Source organism: Paenibacillus ginsengarvi, assembly GCF_003626695.1.
In the GTDB taxonomy this organism is placed as follows: Bacteria; Bacillota; Bacilli; order Paenibacillales; family NBRC-103111; genus Paenibacillus_AB; species Paenibacillus_AB ginsengarvi.
The window spans coordinates 321,879-338,597 of sequence record NZ_RBAH01000001.1 but is presented as its reverse complement, the minus strand read 5'-3'; the positions used below and the strand labels follow the sequence as shown (position 1 = coordinate 338,597).

The 16,719-nt window shown below is 56.5% G+C and carries 18 protein-coding genes; 15 read left to right on the top strand and 3 right to left on the bottom strand.

What is annotated here, in order from left to right; all coding sequences use genetic code 11:
- The first annotated feature begins 86 nt into the window (after nt 1-86).
- The 4 genes from D7M11_RS01685 (at nt 87) to gndA (ending at nt 5,170) form a co-directional block, all read left to right on the top strand.
- On the top strand, nt 87-1,358 hold the full coding sequence (locus D7M11_RS01685) for a nickel pincer cofactor-dependent isomerase, group 22 (RefSeq protein ID WP_120745402.1): 1,272 nt from the start codon (nt 87-89) through the stop codon (nt 1,356-1,358).
- Entirely contained in the window at nt 1,355-2,905 is a 1,551-nt protein-coding gene (gntK, locus tag D7M11_RS01680) for a gluconokinase (protein ID WP_193556075.1), read from the top strand. Before D7M11_RS01685 ends, gntK begins: the two co-directional genes overlap by 4 nt.
- Before the next feature lie 18 nt (nt 2,906-2,923).
- A complete protein-coding gene (locus tag D7M11_RS01675; RefSeq protein ID WP_120745401.1) occupies nt 2,924-3,691 on the top strand; it encodes an SDR family oxidoreductase in 768 nt (255 codons plus the stop codon).
- Between the two features lie 66 nt (nt 3,692-3,757).
- Entirely contained in the window at nt 3,758-5,170 is a 1,413-nt protein-coding gene (gene gndA, locus D7M11_RS01670; RefSeq protein ID WP_120745400.1) for an NADP-dependent phosphogluconate dehydrogenase, read from the top strand.
- 1 nt (nt 5,171) lies between these two features.
- On the opposite strand, the gene D7M11_RS01665 is transcribed toward gndA, so the two are convergent.
- Nucleotides 5,172-5,483 carry a hypothetical protein gene (locus D7M11_RS01665; protein ID WP_120745399.1) on the bottom strand — a complete coding sequence of 104 codons (312 nt, stop codon included), beginning with the start codon at nt 5,481-5,483 and terminating at the stop codon, nt 5,172-5,174.
- Between the two features lie 104 nt (nt 5,484-5,587).
- Here D7M11_RS01665 and D7M11_RS01660 point away from each other — a divergent pair, with 104 nt between their 5' ends.
- Entirely contained in the window at nt 5,588-6,094 is a 507-nt protein-coding gene (locus tag D7M11_RS01660) for a shikimate kinase (protein ID WP_120745398.1), read from the top strand.
- Between the two features lie 64 nt (nt 6,095-6,158).
- Here the strand turns inward: D7M11_RS01660 and D7M11_RS01655 are convergent, their stop codons facing one another.
- Nucleotides 6,159-6,461, bottom strand: a complete 303-nt coding sequence (locus D7M11_RS01655) for a rhodanese-like domain-containing protein (RefSeq protein WP_120745397.1) — start codon at nt 6,459-6,461, stop codon at nt 6,159-6,161.
- A gap of 118 nt (nt 6,462-6,579) precedes the next feature.
- Between D7M11_RS01655 and crcB the strand changes: the two genes are divergently transcribed.
- The 10 genes from crcB (at nt 6,580) to D7M11_RS01605 (ending at nt 16,074) form a co-directional block, all read left to right on the top strand.
- Complete coding sequence (crcB, locus tag D7M11_RS01650) at nt 6,580-6,966, top strand: fluoride efflux transporter CrcB (RefSeq protein WP_120745722.1); 387 nt, start codon at nt 6,580-6,582, stop codon at nt 6,964-6,966.
- Nucleotides 6,963-7,328 (top strand): fluoride efflux transporter FluC, encoded by a 366-nt coding sequence (locus D7M11_RS01645; RefSeq protein ID WP_240040917.1) that lies wholly within the window; start codon nt 6,963-6,965, stop codon nt 7,326-7,328. Before crcB ends, D7M11_RS01645 begins: the two co-directional genes overlap by 4 nt.
- A 78-nt stretch (nt 7,329-7,406) precedes the next feature.
- The gene (gene aroA, locus D7M11_RS01640) at nt 7,407-8,699 is read left to right on the top strand and encodes a 3-phosphoshikimate 1-carboxyvinyltransferase (RefSeq protein ID WP_120745396.1); all 1,293 of its coding nucleotides are present in this window, start codon (nt 7,407-7,409) and stop codon (nt 8,697-8,699) included.
- Between the two features lie 46 nt (nt 8,700-8,745).
- A complete protein-coding gene (locus D7M11_RS01635) occupies nt 8,746-9,549 on the top strand; it encodes a C39 family peptidase (protein ID WP_120745395.1) in 804 nt (267 codons plus the stop codon).
- A gap of 37 nt (nt 9,550-9,586) precedes the next feature.
- Nucleotides 9,587-10,015 (top strand): CoA-binding protein, encoded by a 429-nt coding sequence (locus D7M11_RS01630; RefSeq protein WP_120745394.1) that lies wholly within the window; start codon nt 9,587-9,589, stop codon nt 10,013-10,015.
- Nucleotides 10,016-10,154: 139 nt separating this feature from the next.
- The gene (locus tag D7M11_RS01625) at nt 10,155-10,409 is read left to right on the top strand and encodes a hypothetical protein (RefSeq protein ID WP_240040916.1); all 255 of its coding nucleotides are present in this window, start codon (nt 10,155-10,157) and stop codon (nt 10,407-10,409) included.
- A gap of 33 nt (nt 10,410-10,442) precedes the next feature.
- Nucleotides 10,443-10,784 carry a spore coat protein gene (locus D7M11_RS01620; RefSeq protein WP_240040915.1) on the top strand — a complete coding sequence of 114 codons (342 nt, stop codon included), beginning with the start codon at nt 10,443-10,445 and terminating at the stop codon, nt 10,782-10,784.
- Nucleotides 10,785-10,861: 77 nt separating this feature from the next.
- Entirely contained in the window at nt 10,862-12,793 is a 1,932-nt protein-coding gene (locus tag D7M11_RS01615) for a glucose PTS transporter subunit IIA (RefSeq protein ID WP_420817417.1), read from the top strand.
- A complete protein-coding gene (ptsP, locus tag D7M11_RS01610; RefSeq protein ID WP_120745393.1) occupies nt 12,786-14,504 on the top strand; it encodes a phosphoenolpyruvate--protein phosphotransferase in 1,719 nt (572 codons plus the stop codon). The genes D7M11_RS01615 and ptsP overlap by 8 nt, the downstream gene beginning before the upstream one ends.
- 211 nt (nt 14,505-14,715) lie before the next feature.
- The gene (locus tag D7M11_RS01605) at nt 14,716-16,074 is read left to right on the top strand and encodes a neutral/alkaline non-lysosomal ceramidase N-terminal domain-containing protein (RefSeq protein ID WP_158606381.1); all 1,359 of its coding nucleotides are present in this window, start codon (nt 14,716-14,718) and stop codon (nt 16,072-16,074) included.
- A 74-nt stretch (nt 16,075-16,148) separates the two neighbouring features.
- Here D7M11_RS01605 and D7M11_RS01600 read toward each other — a convergent pair whose 3' ends face one another.
- Nucleotides 16,149-16,673 (bottom strand): type 1 glutamine amidotransferase domain-containing protein, encoded by a 525-nt coding sequence (locus tag D7M11_RS01600; RefSeq protein ID WP_120745391.1) that lies wholly within the window; start codon nt 16,671-16,673, stop codon nt 16,149-16,151.
- Nucleotides 16,674-16,719: the final 46 nt, after the last annotated feature.

Genomic DNA, 16,719 nt, shown 5'->3' with positions numbered 1-16,719 from the left:
GTCACGATTAACGGCAAGCTCCGCGCAAATATAAGGAATAGGAATAGAAACAAAGAGGCAACAACCCTAAGGAGGCAAGGCAGAACATGAGCATTCTACGGACACTTCTGGACGATATCCCGATTCCGCAAATGGTGCGAATCCGGCAAAAGTTTGACGGCACGAAGGTGGACGATTATCTCGGCGCGCTCCGCGAGGAGCTGAAAAAGCCCGGAGCGATCGATTCGATCCGCAAAGGAGAGCGGGTCGCGGTTGCCGTGGGAAGCCGCGGCGTTGCGCATATCGCCGAATTTACGCGGCTAACGATCGACGCCATCAAGGAAGCCGGCGCCGAGCCGTTCATCGTCCCTTGCATGGGCAGCCACGGCGGCGCGACAGCCGAAGGGCAGCGAGACGTGCTGCACCATCTGGGCGTCACCGAAGAAGCGATGGGCGCCCCGATCCTGTCTTCGATGGAAGTTGTGAAAATCGACGAGATGGCGAACGGCCTTCCCGTTTATGTGGATAAATACGCCTACGAAGCCGACGCCATCGTCGTCATTAACCGCGTGAAGCCGCACACCGCCTTCCGCGGCCGGATTGAGAGCGGCATCATGAAGATGATCGCGATCGGGCTCGGCAAGCAGAAGGGGGCCGAGGCGTGCCATCAGCTCGGCTTCAAATATATGGCCGAGAACGTGCCGGATATGGCCAACCTGATGCTGAAGAAGCTGCCGATCCGCTTCGGCGTGGCGCTCGTGGAGAACGCCTACGACGAAACATGCCGGGTCGAAGTGCTGCCTGCGGCGAATATCGAAGCCCGCGAGGAAGAGCTGCTGATGGAAGCGAAGTCGCGCCTGCCGAAAATTTTGTTCGATCAGATCGATGTGCTCGTGATCGACTACATCGGCAAAAACATAAGCGGCGACGGCATGGACCCGAACGTCACGGGCCGTTATCCGACTCCGTACGCGCACGGGGGACCGGACGTATCGAAAATGCTCGTGCTCGACTTGACGCCGGAGACGAAAGGCAACGCAAACGGAGTCGGAACGGCCGACTTTACGACGCAGCGTCTGACCGACAAAACCGATTGGCCCGCGACGTACGCGAACGGCTTGACGTCGACCGTTTGTGCGCCGACGAAACAGGCGACGACGCTCGAAAACGACTTGTACGCGATCAAGGCGGCGGTCAAAACGTGCAACATCCTCGATTATACGAAATGCCGGCTCGTGCGCATCCGCGATACGCTGCACCTGGGTGAAATCGAAATCTCGGTGAACCTGCTGGAAGAAGCTCGCAAACATCCGGACATCGAGGTGCTCACCGAGCCGTACGATTTGAAGTTCGACGATGAGGGGTATTTGCCGAAATGATAAGCCAAAGCGCCAAGCGGTATGTCATAGCCGCAGATTTGGGGACAACGAGCACGAAAACGCTCGTGATCGACCGGGAGGGCCGCGTCGTAGCCGGCCATTCGATCGAATATCCGATGCATACGCCTACGCCCGACCGGGCGGAGCAAAATCCGCTCGAAATTTTCGCCGCCGTCGTCCGCGGCATCCGGGAAGTAATAGCGAAGGCCGGCATCTCCGGCACAGACGTGCTTTGCGTCTCGTTCAGCTCGGCCATGCACAGCCTGATCGCTGTGGACCGTGAGATGAACCCGCTTACGGCCTGTATTACGTGGGCCGACAATCGCAGCGTCGACTATGTAGCTCCGCTCAAGGAACAGTGGAACGGACACGGCATTTATCTGAATACCGGTACGCCTATCCATCCGATGTCTCCGCTGCTCAAGCTGATGTGGTTCAACCGGCACGAGCCGGAGCTCGTCAGCCGCACCTACAAGTTTATCGGCATCAAGGAGTTCGTGTTCGCGAAGCTGTTCGGCGAGTGCGTGATCGATTATTCGCTGGCGAGCGCGACCGGTCTGTTCAACCTGCGTCGTCTCGAATGGGACGAGGAAGCGCTGCGCGTTGCCGGCGTATCGAAGGAGCAGTTATCCGAGCCGGTTTCAACCACGCACGTTATGCAGGGACTGTCCGCCGAATACAGCCGCGACATGGGGCTGCCTGTGGACACGCCGTTCGTCGTCGGCGCTTCCGACGGCGTACTCGCCAATCTGGGCGCAGGAGCCTACGAGCCCGGCGTGTACGCGGTCACGATCGGCACGAGCGGCGCCGTGCGCGGCACTGTGAACGAGCCGCTTACCGATCCGCAGGGACGTTTGTTCTGCTATGCGCTCAAGGAAGACTTCTGGGTCGTCGGAGGTCCGATCAACAACGGCGGTATTATGCTTCGCTGGGTGCGCGACCAGCTCGCTACGCTGGAGGCGGAGGAAGGACGCCGCCGCGGCATGGACCCTTACGACTACTTGACCGAGCTGGCTGCGCAAGTGGCTCCCGGCTCCGACGGTCTTCTGTTCCTGCCGCTGCTTGCAGGAGAGAGAGCCCCGTACTGGAACGCCAACGCGCGCGGCGTCTTTTTCGGCCTGTCGCTGTTCCATGAGAAGAAGCATATGATCCGCGCCGTGCTGGAAGGTGTCGTGTACCGGATTCATTCGGTCGCCGTAGCGCTTGAGGAGCTTGGAGGCCAGGCGAAGGAAATTCGCGCTTCCGGCGGTTTCGCCCGTTCGCCGCTTTGGCGTCAGATGATGGCCGATACGATCGGCACGACCGTAACGGTGCCGGATTCGATCGAAAGCTCGGGACTTGGAGCGGCGCAGCTCGGCCTGCTTGCCCTTGGGGAAATCCGCGACTTCTCGTCGATCGGCGATTGGGTGCGCACAACGGCCCGCCATGAGCCGAACATGGCAAACAACGCGGTATACCGCGAATTGACGACGATTTACAGCTCGGTTTACCATCAGCTCAAGGATCAGTTCGACGCGATTGCCGCGTTTCAAAAAAAACACGTATAAATCGGGAGGGCTCTACTTATGAATTTGTTCGACTTGTCTGGCAAAACGGCGGTAATTATCGGCGGCAACAGCACGCTGGGAGGTTCGATGGCAGTAGCGCTCGGAGGACACGGCGCAGATGTGGCGATCGTAGGCCGCAACATGGAGAAATGCGAGCAAGTAGTGAAGCAGATTGAAGAAGTAGGCGGCAAAGCGAAAAGCTTCAGCGCCGATGCGACCAGCACGGAAGATTTGCAGCGCGTTCTGACCGAGGTGCTGGCGTGGACGGGCCGCGTGGACGTGCTCATGAACTGCCCGGGCAAAAACAGCGCGACGCCGTTTTTCGAAATTACGATGGAAGAATGGGACTCCATTATGGATGTCAACCTGAAGGGCGTCGTGCTGGCGTGTCAGGTGTTCGGCAAATATATGGTGGAGAAGGGTGAGGGCGGCAGCATCATCAATATTTCGTCCGTATCGTCCGAGCCTCCGCTGTCGCGGGTATTCACGTATTCCGCATCCAAAGCCGCCGTCAACAATTTGACGAAAAATTTGGCGCGCGAATTTGCGCCGAGCCGCGTACGCGTTAACGCCATCATTCCAGGCTTCTTCCCGGCCGAGCAAAACCGCAAAATTTTATCGCCGGAACGCATCGCTTCGATCATGACCCACACGCCGATGAACCGGTTCGGCGAAGCGCAAGAGCTGCAGGGCGCAGCCGTGTATTTGGCTTCGGAAAAAGCGTCCGGTTTTGTGACCGGTTCGCTGCTTCGGGTGGACGGCGGATTTGGGGCTATGACAATTTAACGAAAATCGGATAGAATAGAATAGTGTTTTACTTCCTACATTCGGATAAAGGGTGGTAACGAATCCATGTCGAAACAACAAATCGGCGTCGTAGGTCTTGCCGTCATGGGCAAAAACCTGGCGCTCAACATTGAAAGCCGCGGCTTTACCGTATCGGTGTACAACCGTTCCCGTGAAAAAACCGACGATATGATGGCTAACGAGGCAAAAGGCAAAAACCTGGTGCCTACATATTCACCTGAGGAATTCGTGCAATCGCTTGAGCGTCCGCGCAAAATTTTGCTGATGGTTATGGCCGGCAAGCCGACTGACGATACGATTAACCAGCTCGTTCCGCTGCTTGACGAAGGCGATATTTTGATCGACGGGGGCAATGCGTACTTCCCGGATACGCAGCGCCGCAACAAGGATCTGGAAGCTCGCGGCATCCGTTTCATCGGAACCGGCGTATCGGGCGGCGAAGAGGGCGCGCTGAAAGGCCCATCCATTATGCCGGGCGGCCAAGAGGATGCGTACAAGCTTGTCGAGCCGATCTTGACGGCGATCTCCGCCAAAGTGAACGGCGATCCTTGCTGTACGTATATCGGTCCGGACGGAGCGGGTCATTACGTCAAGATGGTGCATAATGGCATCGAGTACGGCGATATGCAGCTCATTTGCGAAGCGTATCAATTGCTGCGCGACGTTCTTGGCCTGAGCACGGAGGAACTGCACGAGATTTTCGCGGAATGGAACAAGGGCGAGCTGGACAGCTACCTGATCGAGATTACGGCCGACATCTTCACGAAGGTTGATCCGGATAGCGGCAAACCGATGGTTGACGTCATTCTCGACAAAGCGGGCCAAAAGGGCACCGGCAAATGGACAAGCCAAAGCGCGCTCGATCTCGGCGTACCGTTGTCGATCATTACGGAATCGGTATTCGCGCGTATGCTGTCCGCGATCAAGGACGAGCGCGTACAAGCCAGCAAGCTGCTGAAAGGTCCGCAAAACGTGCCGTCCGCTCCAGACAAGGCAGCATTCGTCGAAGCGGTTCGCAAGGCGCTGTACGCCAGCAAAATTTGCTCTTATGCGCAAGGGTTCGCGCAAATGCGTGCCGCTTCCGACGAGTACAACTGGAACCTCAGCTACGGCAACATCGCGATGATTTTCCGCGGCGGCTGCATCATCCGCGCCCGTTTCCTGCAAAACATCAAGGACGCTTACGATCGCGAGCCAGGTCTCAAAAACTTGCTGCTGGACCCGTATTTCAAGGAAGTCGTGGAGTCGTACCAAGATGCATGGAGACAAGTCGTTTCCGCAGCCGTATCGCGGGGCATTCCGGTACCTTGTTTCGCATCCGCGCTGGCGTACTACGACAGCTACCGGTCGGAGCGGCTTCCGGCCAACCTGCTGCAAGCGCAGCGGGATTACTTCGGAGCGCATACGTTCCAAAGAGTGGATAAAGAGGGAACGTTTCATTTCCACTGGATGGACTGATTTAGCGTCCGGGCGAGGTCGAGTCGGACAGAAGGCCAAAGGCCGCTTCCCGCAGCGAATGGCGGAGGCGGTCGGCTTCGCTCACACAGCTCGGCCTGCGCTGCAGAAGCATCGTGGCGGCTTCGGCGAAATGTTGAAAGTTTTTGAGGAGGCGTGGCTGCGGCAGATCCAGAAGTCTGGGGTCCTGCTCGGCCACCTTTTTTTTGACATATTCCAGCACCCAGACGACGTCATCCTTGCACAGCGTATGGGTCGGATGAAGAATGCGCTCGAGCCTGGTCTCCGGCGGGTTCGGGTATGCAGCCTGTTGCATCGTGTATAGGTTCATCTCCTTTGAGGGACGAATGGGGTCTACTATTAATCATTACTATCCAAAGTGGAAATTATTCACAAATAATTGAATATGGAGGGCCGCGCATGCAAAATATTGTACTGGTCGGCTTTATGGGAACGGGCAAATCGACGGTTGCAACCTTGCTTGCCGAGCGACTAGGCTGGAACAAGGTCGATCTGGACACGTCGATCGAGGAGGCGGAAGGCGCATCCATCCCGCAGCTGTTCACGGAGAAGGGGGAGCCGTATTTTCGTCAAGCCGAAACGGCGGCGCTCAGACGCGAGCTGGAAGGCCGAACCGGGCAAATTATCGCCACCGGCGGCGGCGCCGTGCTCGCCGAGGCTAACCGAGCGATTATGCTCGCGAACGGTCTTGTCGTGGCGCTGACGGCGAATGTAGAGACGATCCTTAGCCGCGTACAGAACGATCCGAACCGGCCGCTGCTGCAGGGCAATGCGCAGAAGTCGGTACCGGAGCTGCTGGAGAAGCGCAAGCACGCGTACGATTTTGCGCCGGCCAAGATCGATACGTCGGACAAATCGGTTGAACAGATCGTGGAGGAAGTGATTCGTCTGCTTGGTGCGAAATAACCTCAAGCTGGGGGAAACGATACTCGCGGTCTTCCCGAAAGAAAAAAGCTGTAAGGCGACGGCCCTACAGCTTTTCCCAGGCGAGCATGCCGCCGGTCATATTTTTTAATCCGGATACGCCCAGCGATTGCAAATAGTCGCACGCCCGTCCGCTTCTGGCGCCGCTGCGGCAGACGAGCACGATTTCGCCGGTTCGTTCGATTTCCGCGTATCGCTCCGGCAATTGTCCGAGCGGAATATGCTTCGCTCCCGGAATCATGCCCGCAGCGACTTCCTCGTCTTCGCGCACGTCGATGATAGTCAGGCTCTCTCCGCCGTTTAAACGCCGTTTGATCTCGGCCGGCTCGATTGCGCCGATGTCACTCATAGATCAGCCCTCCTGTTGAATCGTCCAAAATATTCGGGTTACAATCAAAACTATCATAAGGAATCGGTGGCGGGAAGTCAACGAAGCGAAGGAGGGGCTGCGGTTGCGGGCTCTTTATATGTATATAGGAATCGCAGGCGCAGCGGGAGCGCTAAGCAGGTATGGCGTCGGGGTGCTGACGGATTCGTTTGCGCCTGCAAGCGTCGTACCGCTGGCGACTTTGCTGTGCAACTATACGGGCAGCTTTATTCTCGGCTGGGTGACGGGCGGCGGAGCCGCGCGGCTGCGTTTACCCGACAAAGGAAAAATTGCGCTTACGAGCGGTTTCGTCGGCTCGTACACCACCTTCTCTACATTTAGCATGGAAACGGTGCGGATGACGGAGGACGGCAGGTACGGCCAGGCGCTGCTCTATGTGCTCGTCAGCTTGTGGGGCGGCTTGCTGTTAGCCTGGCTCGGCGTCAAATCCGGCGAGCGATTGCTTCGGAGAGGGGAACGTTCGTGACCGGATTACATTTGCTGCTCGTTGCAGGAGGCGGCTTTCTCGGAGCGGTCGCCCGGTACGTTATGTCCAAAAAGATCGCGGAGCGATTCCAAACGGCCGTCCCGTATGGTACACTGACAGTAAATCTGTCAGGCTCGTTTCTGCTTGGGCTAATGATCGGCTCCGGCCGAGGGACAGACTTCTTATTATTTGCCGGTACGGGCTTTATGGGAGCGTATACGACGTTTTCCACGTTCAAGCTGGAGAGCGTGACTCTCGCGGGACAGTCGCAGTTCGGCAAGTTTGCAGGTTATATGGGGGTAACGTACTTGCTAGGTCTTGTTTTGGCTTATACGGGCTATTGTCTCGGGCGGCTATTATGATCCTTTCGCTCCGAACGTGCCAAAGGCGTACCCGGTTATGAAGTTGCAGCGTTTATGAAGAGGAGAGATCAAGCAACGATGAAGGCGATTGTGAAACAAACTCCGGTTCTGGAAGGTGACATTAACGCTCTTTCCTCCAAAAACTATACGACCCGTTACATGCTCGTAGGCGCGCTCGCCGACGGCACGAGCACGATTCGGTTCCCTGCGCACAGCGAGGACAGCGATGCCATGCGGCGCTGCATCCGCGACCTTGGCGCGGAACTGATTGAAACGGACGACACGATGACGATCCGGGGCTTCGGTCGCCATCCGAAGGCGGTCAGCGAGCTTGACGTCGGCAATGCGGGAGCGGTGCTCCGATTTCTGATGTCCGTTGCCGCTTTTTGTCCGGACGTTACTTTCGTTAACAAATATCCGGATTCGCTCGGCAAACGGCCGCATAGCGACCTGATTACCGCGCTGAGCGGGATGAACGTCTCGATCGATCATAATGGCGGCAAGCTGCCGATTACGATTCGCGGCGGTCAGCCAAAGGGCGGACGGATCGAAGTATCCGGAAACGTCAGCTCTCAGTACTTAAGCTCCTTGCTGTTTATGACGCCGCTGCTGGGTGAGGACAGCGAAATTGTGGTTCTGCACGACTTGAAATCTAAAGTCGTAGTCGGCCAAACGCTTGAAGTTATCGCTCAAGCGGGCATCCAGATCGAAGCCAGCTCCGATCTGATGCATTATCGCGTGCCCGGACGGCAACGCTATGAACCGAAGGAATATATCGTGCAAGGCGACTACCCGGGCTCTGCCGCGATTTTGGCCGCTGCTGCGGTCACGCAGTCGAACGTGCGCGTTCTTCGTCTGGAAGAGACGAGCAAGCAGGGCGAACGTGCCGTAATCGACGTGCTGCGCGCAATGAACGTGCCGCTGACGCATGAGAGGGGCATTGTGCACGTAAAGGGCAACGGCAAGCTGAAGGCGGTCGAATTCGACGGCGACCATTTTACCGATGCGGTGCTTGCTATGGTGGCGGCGGCCGTGTTCGCAGAAGGCACTTCCCGCTTCTATAACGTCGAGAACCTGCGATACAAAGAGTGCGACCGTATTACGGATTACTTGAACGAGCTTCGCAAAGCCGGGGCCGACGTCGAAGAGACGCAGAGCGAGATTATCGTGCATGGCAAACCGGAGGGGGTAGAAGGGGGCGTCGAGATCAACGCTCACTACGACCACCGTGTCATTATGGCGCTTACGGTCGTCGGTCTTCGTTCGAAGCAAGGACTGACGATCAACGACGCTCATCACGTAGCCAAATCTTATCCGCAATATTTCGATCACTTGAAATCGATCGGCGCCCAGGTGGAGCTTGTAGACTAAGGCGCCGCTTCCCCTACTACACGAAGCGAATGAGATGGTAGAGTAAATGGTTATATTGCAGAACATAGCCAAGTATATACTGACCTTGTTCCTTATTCTGGGGCTGGTTTTCTCCAGTGGCGTATTCACCGTGCTTCTGTATGCCAAAGTAACCGGCAAAGAGTTTCTGGCGGAGCCCGCTTCGGTCGTTATGGCTGAAGCAAACGAAGGAAAAGCGGCGAAGCCGGCCGACGAGAAGCCGCAGCCTCCACCGAAGCCCGCTTCGGCGATGCTTGATGCACCCGTCGTCAAACAGCTGCCGGAGCTTCCGCCCGGCTGCGAAATCGTAAGCCTGACGATGCTGCTTCATTATTACGGCGTAAACAAGAGCAAGATGGAGCTAGTCAAGGAAATGGTTAAGGACCCGACGCCGGCGAAGTGGGAGAACGGCCAAATCGTCTATTGGGGCAATCCGAATACAGGCTATGTAGGAGACGTAACCGGCAAGTCGCGCGGGTTCGGCGTTTATCATTCGGGCTTGTTTCCAACGCTTAAGGACAATGTGCCGACCGCCGTCGATTTGACCCAATCCGATTTTGACGTCATCGAGAGGCAGATCGCGAACGGATTTCCCGTTATCGTTTGGACGACGATCGATTACGCCGTTCCGAAAAAATGGGTGACTTGGGATACGCCGATCGGCCCGATTGAAACAACGTTTATGGAGCATGCGGTGCTGATGGTCGGCTATGACGAGCAGCATGTATACGTCAACGACCCGCTTAGCGGGAAGAAGTCGCATCCGATCGCGAAGCAGCAATTTCTGGCAACGTGGGAAGCGATGGGCAAGCAGGCGCTTTCTTACCATTAATCGGCATCATGCCGGTACTTAAATGGAGGCGATGGGTATGGCATTTGAGAATCCTTCCAGAGACAAAATCAAGGAACTGCTGGAGCAGACGAAAACGATTGCCGTTGTCGGTCTGTCGGACAAGCCGGATCGCACTTCGTACATGGTGGCCCAGGCAATGCAGATGAAGGGCTACAAAATTATTCCCGTCAATCCGACCGTGCAAACGGTGCTTGGCGAGAAAAGCTATGCGTCGCTTACCGACATCGAAGAACCGGTCGATATCGTCAACGTGTTTCGCAGAAGCGAAGAAACGGTGCCGGTCGCCGAAGCGGCCGTGCGCATGAAGGTTAAGCCGAAGGCGTTTTGGCTTCAGCAAGGCATCTTGAATGAGGAAGCGGCTGCTGTCGTGGAAGCCGAAGGCATCGAGGCGATCATGGACCGCTGCATCAAGGTAGAGGATTCCATTTTGCTGCCTCGCAGGTAATTACTTTCAGCCATAAAAGCAGCGCCGCACGTGAACAATAGTAAAGGCTTCAGCTCGGGAGCTTCCTTCGTACAAGGAAACCGTCTGCTGAAGACTTTGCTATTTTTTTGTCCAAACGATATGAGGAGGAGCGAGAATCATGCCTATGCAGCAGCCCAATCAGCAACAAAACCAGCAGCAGCAAAACCAGAACATGACGGCCGACCGTAATACCGTGTCGGACAAAGAGCTGCATTACTTGAAAGATTTCCTGTCCTGGGAACTGCTCGCCGTTAAAAAATGCAAGGATGCGGCTGATGCCTGCACCGATCCGGCCATTCGCCAAATGATCGAGCAGACGGGGCAAAAACACGTAGCCCATTACGAGTCGCTGCTTGCCGAGCTGCACGCTTAACCTTAACCAATCGACGACATAAGAAGGGACGGGATGAATGTGTCTATGCAAATCGCCATGCCGCAAACCGGTCAACTGCCTCAGGTGAAAACGCCGGAGTTCAACGACCGCGACCGGATCAATGACATAATGTCCTACGAGAAATATTTGACTTCCGGCTACAACACGGGATTGAACGAAATGCAAAATCCCCGGCTGCGCCAAAAAATCGGCATGATGCTGCAGGATGCCCATCAAACGCAATTTCAGCTGTTCGATCTGATGTTCCAAAAAGGCTGGTACAAAATGAAAGCGGCGGATACACAGGAAATCAGCCAGGCGCAGCAGCAATTCGCGAATTACAAAACGCAGCTGCCCGCGTTTACCGTACATTAATCGTGTCGCCTTATCCGTGGCCCTGCGGATAGGGCTTTTTTCGCTTTTGACAAAAAGAAGTGGAAGCTTTACGATGGATGGGAAAGGGGGGACATGAACTGAACTGGACAGGTAATCTGCAGCAATTCGGCCGTTCGCTCATGATTCCGACGATTGCGCTGCCGGCGGCGGCGATTTTGCTGTTCCTCGGCAATTTGCCGTGGGACCTTGTCGGCATGGACCGATTCGGTGAAATATTAACGTATACGGGTACCGCCATATTTACATACTTGCCGTTTCTGTTCTCGATCGGTGTCGCTTTAGGCTTGACGCAAAATGCGGGGATCGCCGGAATGGCCGCGCTGCTCGGCTATTTTATTTTTTTCTCGCTGACGAAAACATACATGGGCATGTTCTTCGAGCTGGGCGTTGCCGGCGGCGTCATGATGGGGGTGCTGGCCGCTCTCTCGTACCATCGGTTCAAATCGATCCAACTGCCCGAATACATCCAGTTTTTCGGCGGTCAGCGGTTTGTGCCGCTGTTTATGAGCTTTGCCTCGATTATTTTCTCTGCGGTCGTCATCCAGGTCGGTCCGACCGTCAAGCTGGTGCTCGACCGGTTCGGAGCATGGATTCTGGCGAACGGCGAGATCGGCACGTTCGTTTACGGTGTCGCTTACCGGCTGCTCGTTCCGTTCGGACTCCATCACATTCTGAATAATGTCGTCTGGTTTCAGATCGGACCGTACATGCGCGATGACGGCCATGTCGTCTACGGCGACCTGCCCCGCTTTTTCGCGGGGGACCCCGATGCGGGCATTTTCATGGCGGGGCTATACCCGATCATGATGTTCGCGTTGCCTGCCGTAGCCTTTGCGATCATTCACGAGGCGCGCGAGGATTTGAAGCCGAAAGTGAAAGCGACCTTTTTGACCGCGGCGCTCACTTCGTTTTTAACCGGCGTTACCGAACCGATCGAGTTTGCTTTCCTGTTCGTAGCTCCGTATTTGTTCGTCGTGCACGCGCTGTTGTCCGGTGTCGCCATGTGGCTCGCCTATGTGCTCGGCATTCATCACGGCTTCTCGTTCTCGGCGGGTGCGATCGACTTTGTCATCAACGAGCATCTGGCAACCAACGGACTGCTGCTGATTCCGATCGGGCTGTTGTTCGCCGCCGTGTATTATGTGCTGTTCCGCTGGGCAATCCGCCGCTTTCAACTGCCTACCCCGGGGCGCGAGGAGGGCTCTTCGCTCGAAGAGTGGGCCGGGGATGTACGCTACCGGGCGCCGCTTATTCTTCAAGCGCTCGGGGGAAAAAACAACGTCAGCCAGATCGAGGCGTGTATTACCCGGCTGCGGCTTACGCTCGCCAACGACAAGCAGATGGATATTAATGCGCTCAAGCATCTGGGGGCCGCAGGCGTCATTCGTCTTGGCGGAGGAAACGTGCAGGTCGTGTTCGGAACGTTTTCCGAGCTGATCCGCGAGGAAATTGTCCGTGTCATGCAGAAGGAATTCAAGCAGGTTCATTTCCATGCGCCCGTGCAGGGCAATATGATCCCGCTGGATGAAGTGCCGGATGCGATTTTCGCTCAGAAGCTGGTCGGAGACGGCGTGGCGTTTTACCCGGAGCGAGGGGAGCTAGTGTCCCCGGTTTCGGGAACGGTCGTGCATATTTATCCGACGATGCATGCGATCGGGCTGCGCACCGAGGAAGGGCTTGAAGTGCTGCTACATATCGGCATCGATACGTCCAATTTGCCGGGCAAATGGTTTTATGCCGCCGTCAAGGAAGGCGATGAGGTGACGATCGGGCAAACATTGATCCGGTTCGACCTGCAGAAGATCAAAAAACACGCGAAGTCGCTCGCCACACCAATGGTTATTACAAATTCGAATATAGTCCAGAAATGGGCGTTCGCTCCGTTCAAGCATGTCAAGAAAGGTCAAGCGTCCGTCATGTCGGTCATTATGAAGGAGCCCGGCAACGAGCAGGCGGGGCAATCAGGAGGTGATACACCGCATGGTTAAAGGGGGCGGAGGAGCAGTCGGCATCGCCATCGGCAAAGCGTTCGTCCTGCCCGACTTTGAGTGGGACATTAGCGACTATCAGATCGACGTGAGCGATATGGCGTTTGAATTCGAGAAGCTTCATGAAGGCGTGCGCGTATCGAAGAGCGAGCTTCAGCAGATCAAGCAGGAAATTGCCGAGGTGCTCGGCGTCGAGGAATCGAACATTTTTGACGCCCATCTGGCTATTCTGGAAGATCCGGTGTTCATGAACGAGGTCGCCGGCATCATCCAGCGCCAGTACAAGGCGGCGGAGGTTGCCGTTAAGGAAGTCGTGGATAAGTTCGTCGGCATGTTCGATCTGCTCGACGATGAGTATATGAAGGAGCGAGCGCTCGATATCAAGGACGTCGGGACGAGGCTGCTGAAGCATCTGCTCGGCTCGTTCGAGGAGGCAAAGCCGCCGGAGGATCAACCGTTCGTCATCGTCGCCAAGGAACTGACGCCCTCTCAGTTGGCCCATCTGGACCCTTCAAGGCTGCTCGGCATCATTACCGCATCGGGCGGGAAAACGTCCCATACGGCCATCATGGCGCGGGCGATGGGCATCCCGTTCGTATTCGGCATCGAGGGCGGCATTCAGACGGGCGACCTCGTAATTTTGGACGGGGCGACGGGAGATGTCTACGTCAATCCGGACGAAGAGGTGGACGCCGACTACCAGGAACGACGCAGACAACTGCTGCAAAATCGCGAAAGGCTGAACTCGCTTGTCGACGTTCCGGCGGTGACAAAGGACGGGATTGCGATCAGCCTGTCCGCCAATATCGCCTCGATTCAGGAGCTGGAGCAGGCTTTGAAGCACGGTGCCAAGGGCGTAGGCTTGTTCCGCACCGAGATGCTGTACATGGACGGCCATACGTGGCCGAAGGAGGACGAACAGTTCGAGGTGTATCGCTCCGCCTGCGAGCTGCTGCAAGGCAAACCGCTTATTATTCGCACGCTGGATATCGGCGGCGACAAGCAGCTTGACTACATATCGCTTCCGGAGGAAGAAAACCCGGTGCTCGGTTATCGGGGGATTCGCATTTCGATCGATCGGCGGGATATGTTCAAGACGCAGCTGAAGGCGATCTTAAGGGCGAGCGTGTTCGGATCTATCAAAATATTGCTGCCGATGATTTCGTCCGTAGAAGAGGTCCACAAAGCGCGAGAGGTGCTCGAGCTGGCCAAGCGGGAGCTGCGCGAGGCCGGACGGCCGTTTCAAGAGCTCATTCCCGTAGGCATTATGATCGAGGTTCCCGCAGCCGCGACGATAGCCGACATGCTGGCACAGGAAGTGCAGTTTTTCAGCATCGGCACGAACGATCTCGTCCAGTACGTGCTGGCGGTAGACCGGATGAACGAGAAAATATCCCATCTGTACGAGCCGTATCATCCAGCCGTGCTGCGGATGCTGAAGCTGACGGTTGAGGCTGCGCAGCGTCACGGCATATCCGTAAGCGTATGCGGCGAGCTCGCCGGCGATGCGGATGCGCTGCCGATCTGGCTGGGCCTTGGCGTGCGCGAGCTGAGCATGGCGTTCCATTCGCTGCTGAACGTGAAGGAGCGGCTGATCGGAAGCACGGAGGAAGGCGGCAAGCGGATGATGGAAGAGCTGCTGAAGTGCAGGACGAGCGCGGAAATGAAAGAGCTGCTTCATGACGGGCGGCGGCCCGGGCAAGCGGGCTAGCGTTTGCGTTAAAGGCGGGAGCCGCACAGATACGCAGGCGGATAACGGATCGAACGAACCGGATGTTCGGACAGAACTCCGGAGAGGCGGTCCGTGTTTTTTTGCATATTTAGATACAAGTTCTATACAAGTACTTACGCTTCATTTTCTTTCGTGTTATGATGGGCTTGCGGGCCAACTCCCGCATTCCGGAATAGGCGAAAGGGGACGAATGGGAATGAAGTTTTGCTGCGCCTGCGAAAGCTTTACGCCGAGCGAGCCGATATTCATGCACGGGTTCGGAGCCAGAGAACACCCGAGCATCGGGGTTCATGATCCTTTATATGTAAAGGCGGCGATGCTTGAGGCGAACAAGGCTTTGCTTATTTTGACGATCGATGCCCTTGGTTCGGATCGCAGCTTCACGTTCGGGATCAAGGAGACGCTCCGCGAGAGGTTTGGACTGGGCCACGATGAAGTGCTCATCAACTTCTCGCACACCCACCATTCCGTATTTTTGACTGGCCCTGACGACAAGCAGCGTCGCGGAGGGTACAGTGTCGGACAGACGAAGTGGACCGAGTATGAGAGCGAGCTTGATTATTCCGCTGACGAAGCGCTGTATGTTTCGGTACGCGAAACGATTGTACGTCTGACTGATTACTGCCGCAGCCATCTGATGCCGGGAGAACTGTCCGTCGGCCGGACGAAATCGGACTTTGCCGTCAGCAGGCGGAAGCCGAACGGCAGCGGTGGCGTCGAATGGAGCCCGTACTACGAGGGCGAGATCGATAAAGATCTGTTCGTGCTGAAGCTGACGGACAGCTCCGGCGTTGTGAAGGGGATTTTGTACAACTACGGATGCCATACGACGGCGATGGGACCGGATAATTTGCTGCTGTCCAACGATTTTGCCGGGCGGACTTCGGCCGTCCTTGAGAACGCTTACCCTGGCGCCAGCGCCTTGTTTCTGCAAGGATGCGGAGGAGAGCTTAAGCCGATGAGAAGCGCCGAGGGCAACCGGTTCCGAAGCTTGTCCATTGCCGAGATGGAAGCTGCGGGAGACGATCTGGCCCGCGAGGTCATCGCCGTTCTGGAGCATGGCGCGTTCGAGCCGGTTCGCTGCTCGTTCCGATCCGCTATGGCCGATCCGCTGCTGTATACAGAGCAGACTGGGGCGGAATTGTACGAACAGCTGGCGGAGAAACACGCCGCGAATCGGTTTTACCGCAATGCGGCTTTGCGCACGATGCGGGCGATTCGGGACGGAACGGTGCTGGACCGTCTGCCGCATACTATTTGCCTCTGGCATTTGGACGAGACGACGAGCATCGTGGCGATGGAAGGGGAAGTATCCACCGATTATTCGCGGATGTTCAAAAGGCTGCTGAAGCAGAAGACAGTGCTGACGCTGGGATATACGAACGGCGTTTACTGTTATGTGCCGACGCGTAACATGATTCGCGAAGGCGGATATGAGGCGGAGTGCAATTTCTTTTTCAACCTGCGGGGACCGTTCGTACCGGAAATCGAAGATATAATCGTCGGACAAATCGTCCGGCTGGAGCAGCGGCTTTGCGAAGAGGAATAAATTTGCGAAAAAAATGAGGTGCGGCGCGCAGGCCATTTGCTGGCAGGCGGCCGTACCTTTTTTGCGCGAAGCTTCTACGCTTCGGCCATAAGATCGCAGAACGCTTTCGCGTAAGGCGGAAGATCGGGCGGCCGGCGGGAAGAGACCAGATTTCCGTCCACGACTACGGCCTCGTCCAGCCACGTTGCACCAGCGTTTTCCATATCGTCCCGAATGCCCGGCGTCGACGTCACCTTGCGGCCTGCAAGTATTTTAGCCGATACGAGCACCCAGCCGGCGTGACAGATTTGACCGATCGGTTTGCCGGAGCGGTCCATCTGCTGAACGAATTCCAGCACCTGCGGATAACGTCTCAGCTTGTCCGGCGCCCAGCCGCCGGGAACGAGCAGCCCGTCGCACGCAGACTCCAGCATGTCGTCGAAGCTTATGTCGGATACAGCGGGGACGCCGTATTTGCCGTGATACGTCTTTCCTTTGTCGGCCCCGGCCAGCAGCACGGCAGCCCCTTCTTCGCGTGCCCGATAGATCGGGTACCAGAGCTCCAGATCCTCGAATTCTTCGTCTACGAGGCAGATGATTTGTTTGCCGTTTAGTCTCATTATCGATCCCTCCATGTCCGTATTGTACCATATAACCATTGCAATT

Bases quoted from the DNA above. Each gene is read 5' to 3' on its own strand.
- D7M11_RS01685 (WP_120745402.1), top strand. From the start codon at position 87: ATGAGCATTCTACGGACACTTCTGGACGATATCCCGATTCCGCAAATG.
- gntK (WP_193556075.1), top strand. From the start codon at position 1,355: ATGATAAGCCAAAGCGCCAAGCGGTATGTCATAGCCGCAGATTTGGGG.
- D7M11_RS01675 (WP_120745401.1), top strand. From the start codon at position 2,924: ATGAATTTGTTCGACTTGTCTGGCAAAACGGCGGTAATTATCGGCGGC.
- gndA (WP_120745400.1), top strand. From the start codon at position 3,758: ATGTCGAAACAACAAATCGGCGTCGTAGGTCTTGCCGTCATGGGCAAA.
- D7M11_RS01665 (WP_120745399.1), bottom strand. From the start codon at position 5,483: ATGCAACAGGCTGCATACCCGAACCCGCCGGAGACCAGGCTCGAGCGC.
- D7M11_RS01660 (WP_120745398.1), top strand. From the start codon at position 5,588: ATGCAAAATATTGTACTGGTCGGCTTTATGGGAACGGGCAAATCGACG.
- D7M11_RS01655 (WP_120745397.1), bottom strand. From the start codon at position 6,461: ATGAGTGACATCGGCGCAATCGAGCCGGCCGAGATCAAACGGCGTTTA.
- crcB (WP_120745722.1), top strand. From the start codon at position 6,580: ATGTATATAGGAATCGCAGGCGCAGCGGGAGCGCTAAGCAGGTATGGC.
- aroA (WP_120745396.1), top strand. From the start codon at position 7,407: ATGAAGGCGATTGTGAAACAAACTCCGGTTCTGGAAGGTGACATTAAC.
- D7M11_RS01635 (WP_120745395.1), top strand. From the start codon at position 8,746: ATGGTTATATTGCAGAACATAGCCAAGTATATACTGACCTTGTTCCTT.
- D7M11_RS01630 (WP_120745394.1), top strand. From the start codon at position 9,587: ATGGCATTTGAGAATCCTTCCAGAGACAAAATCAAGGAACTGCTGGAG.
- D7M11_RS01625 (WP_240040916.1), top strand. From the start codon at position 10,155: ATGCCTATGCAGCAGCCCAATCAGCAACAAAACCAGCAGCAGCAAAAC.
- D7M11_RS01620 (WP_240040915.1), top strand. From the start codon at position 10,443: ATGAATGTGTCTATGCAAATCGCCATGCCGCAAACCGGTCAACTGCCT.
- D7M11_RS01615 (WP_420817417.1), top strand. From the start codon at position 10,862: ATGGGAAAGGGGGGACATGAACTGAACTGGACAGGTAATCTGCAGCAA.
- ptsP (WP_120745393.1), top strand. From the start codon at position 12,786: ATGGTTAAAGGGGGCGGAGGAGCAGTCGGCATCGCCATCGGCAAAGCG.
- D7M11_RS01605 (WP_158606381.1), top strand. From the start codon at position 14,716: ATGGGAATGAAGTTTTGCTGCGCCTGCGAAAGCTTTACGCCGAGCGAG.
- D7M11_RS01600 (WP_120745391.1), bottom strand. From the start codon at position 16,673: ATGAGACTAAACGGCAAACAAATCATCTGCCTCGTAGACGAAGAATTC.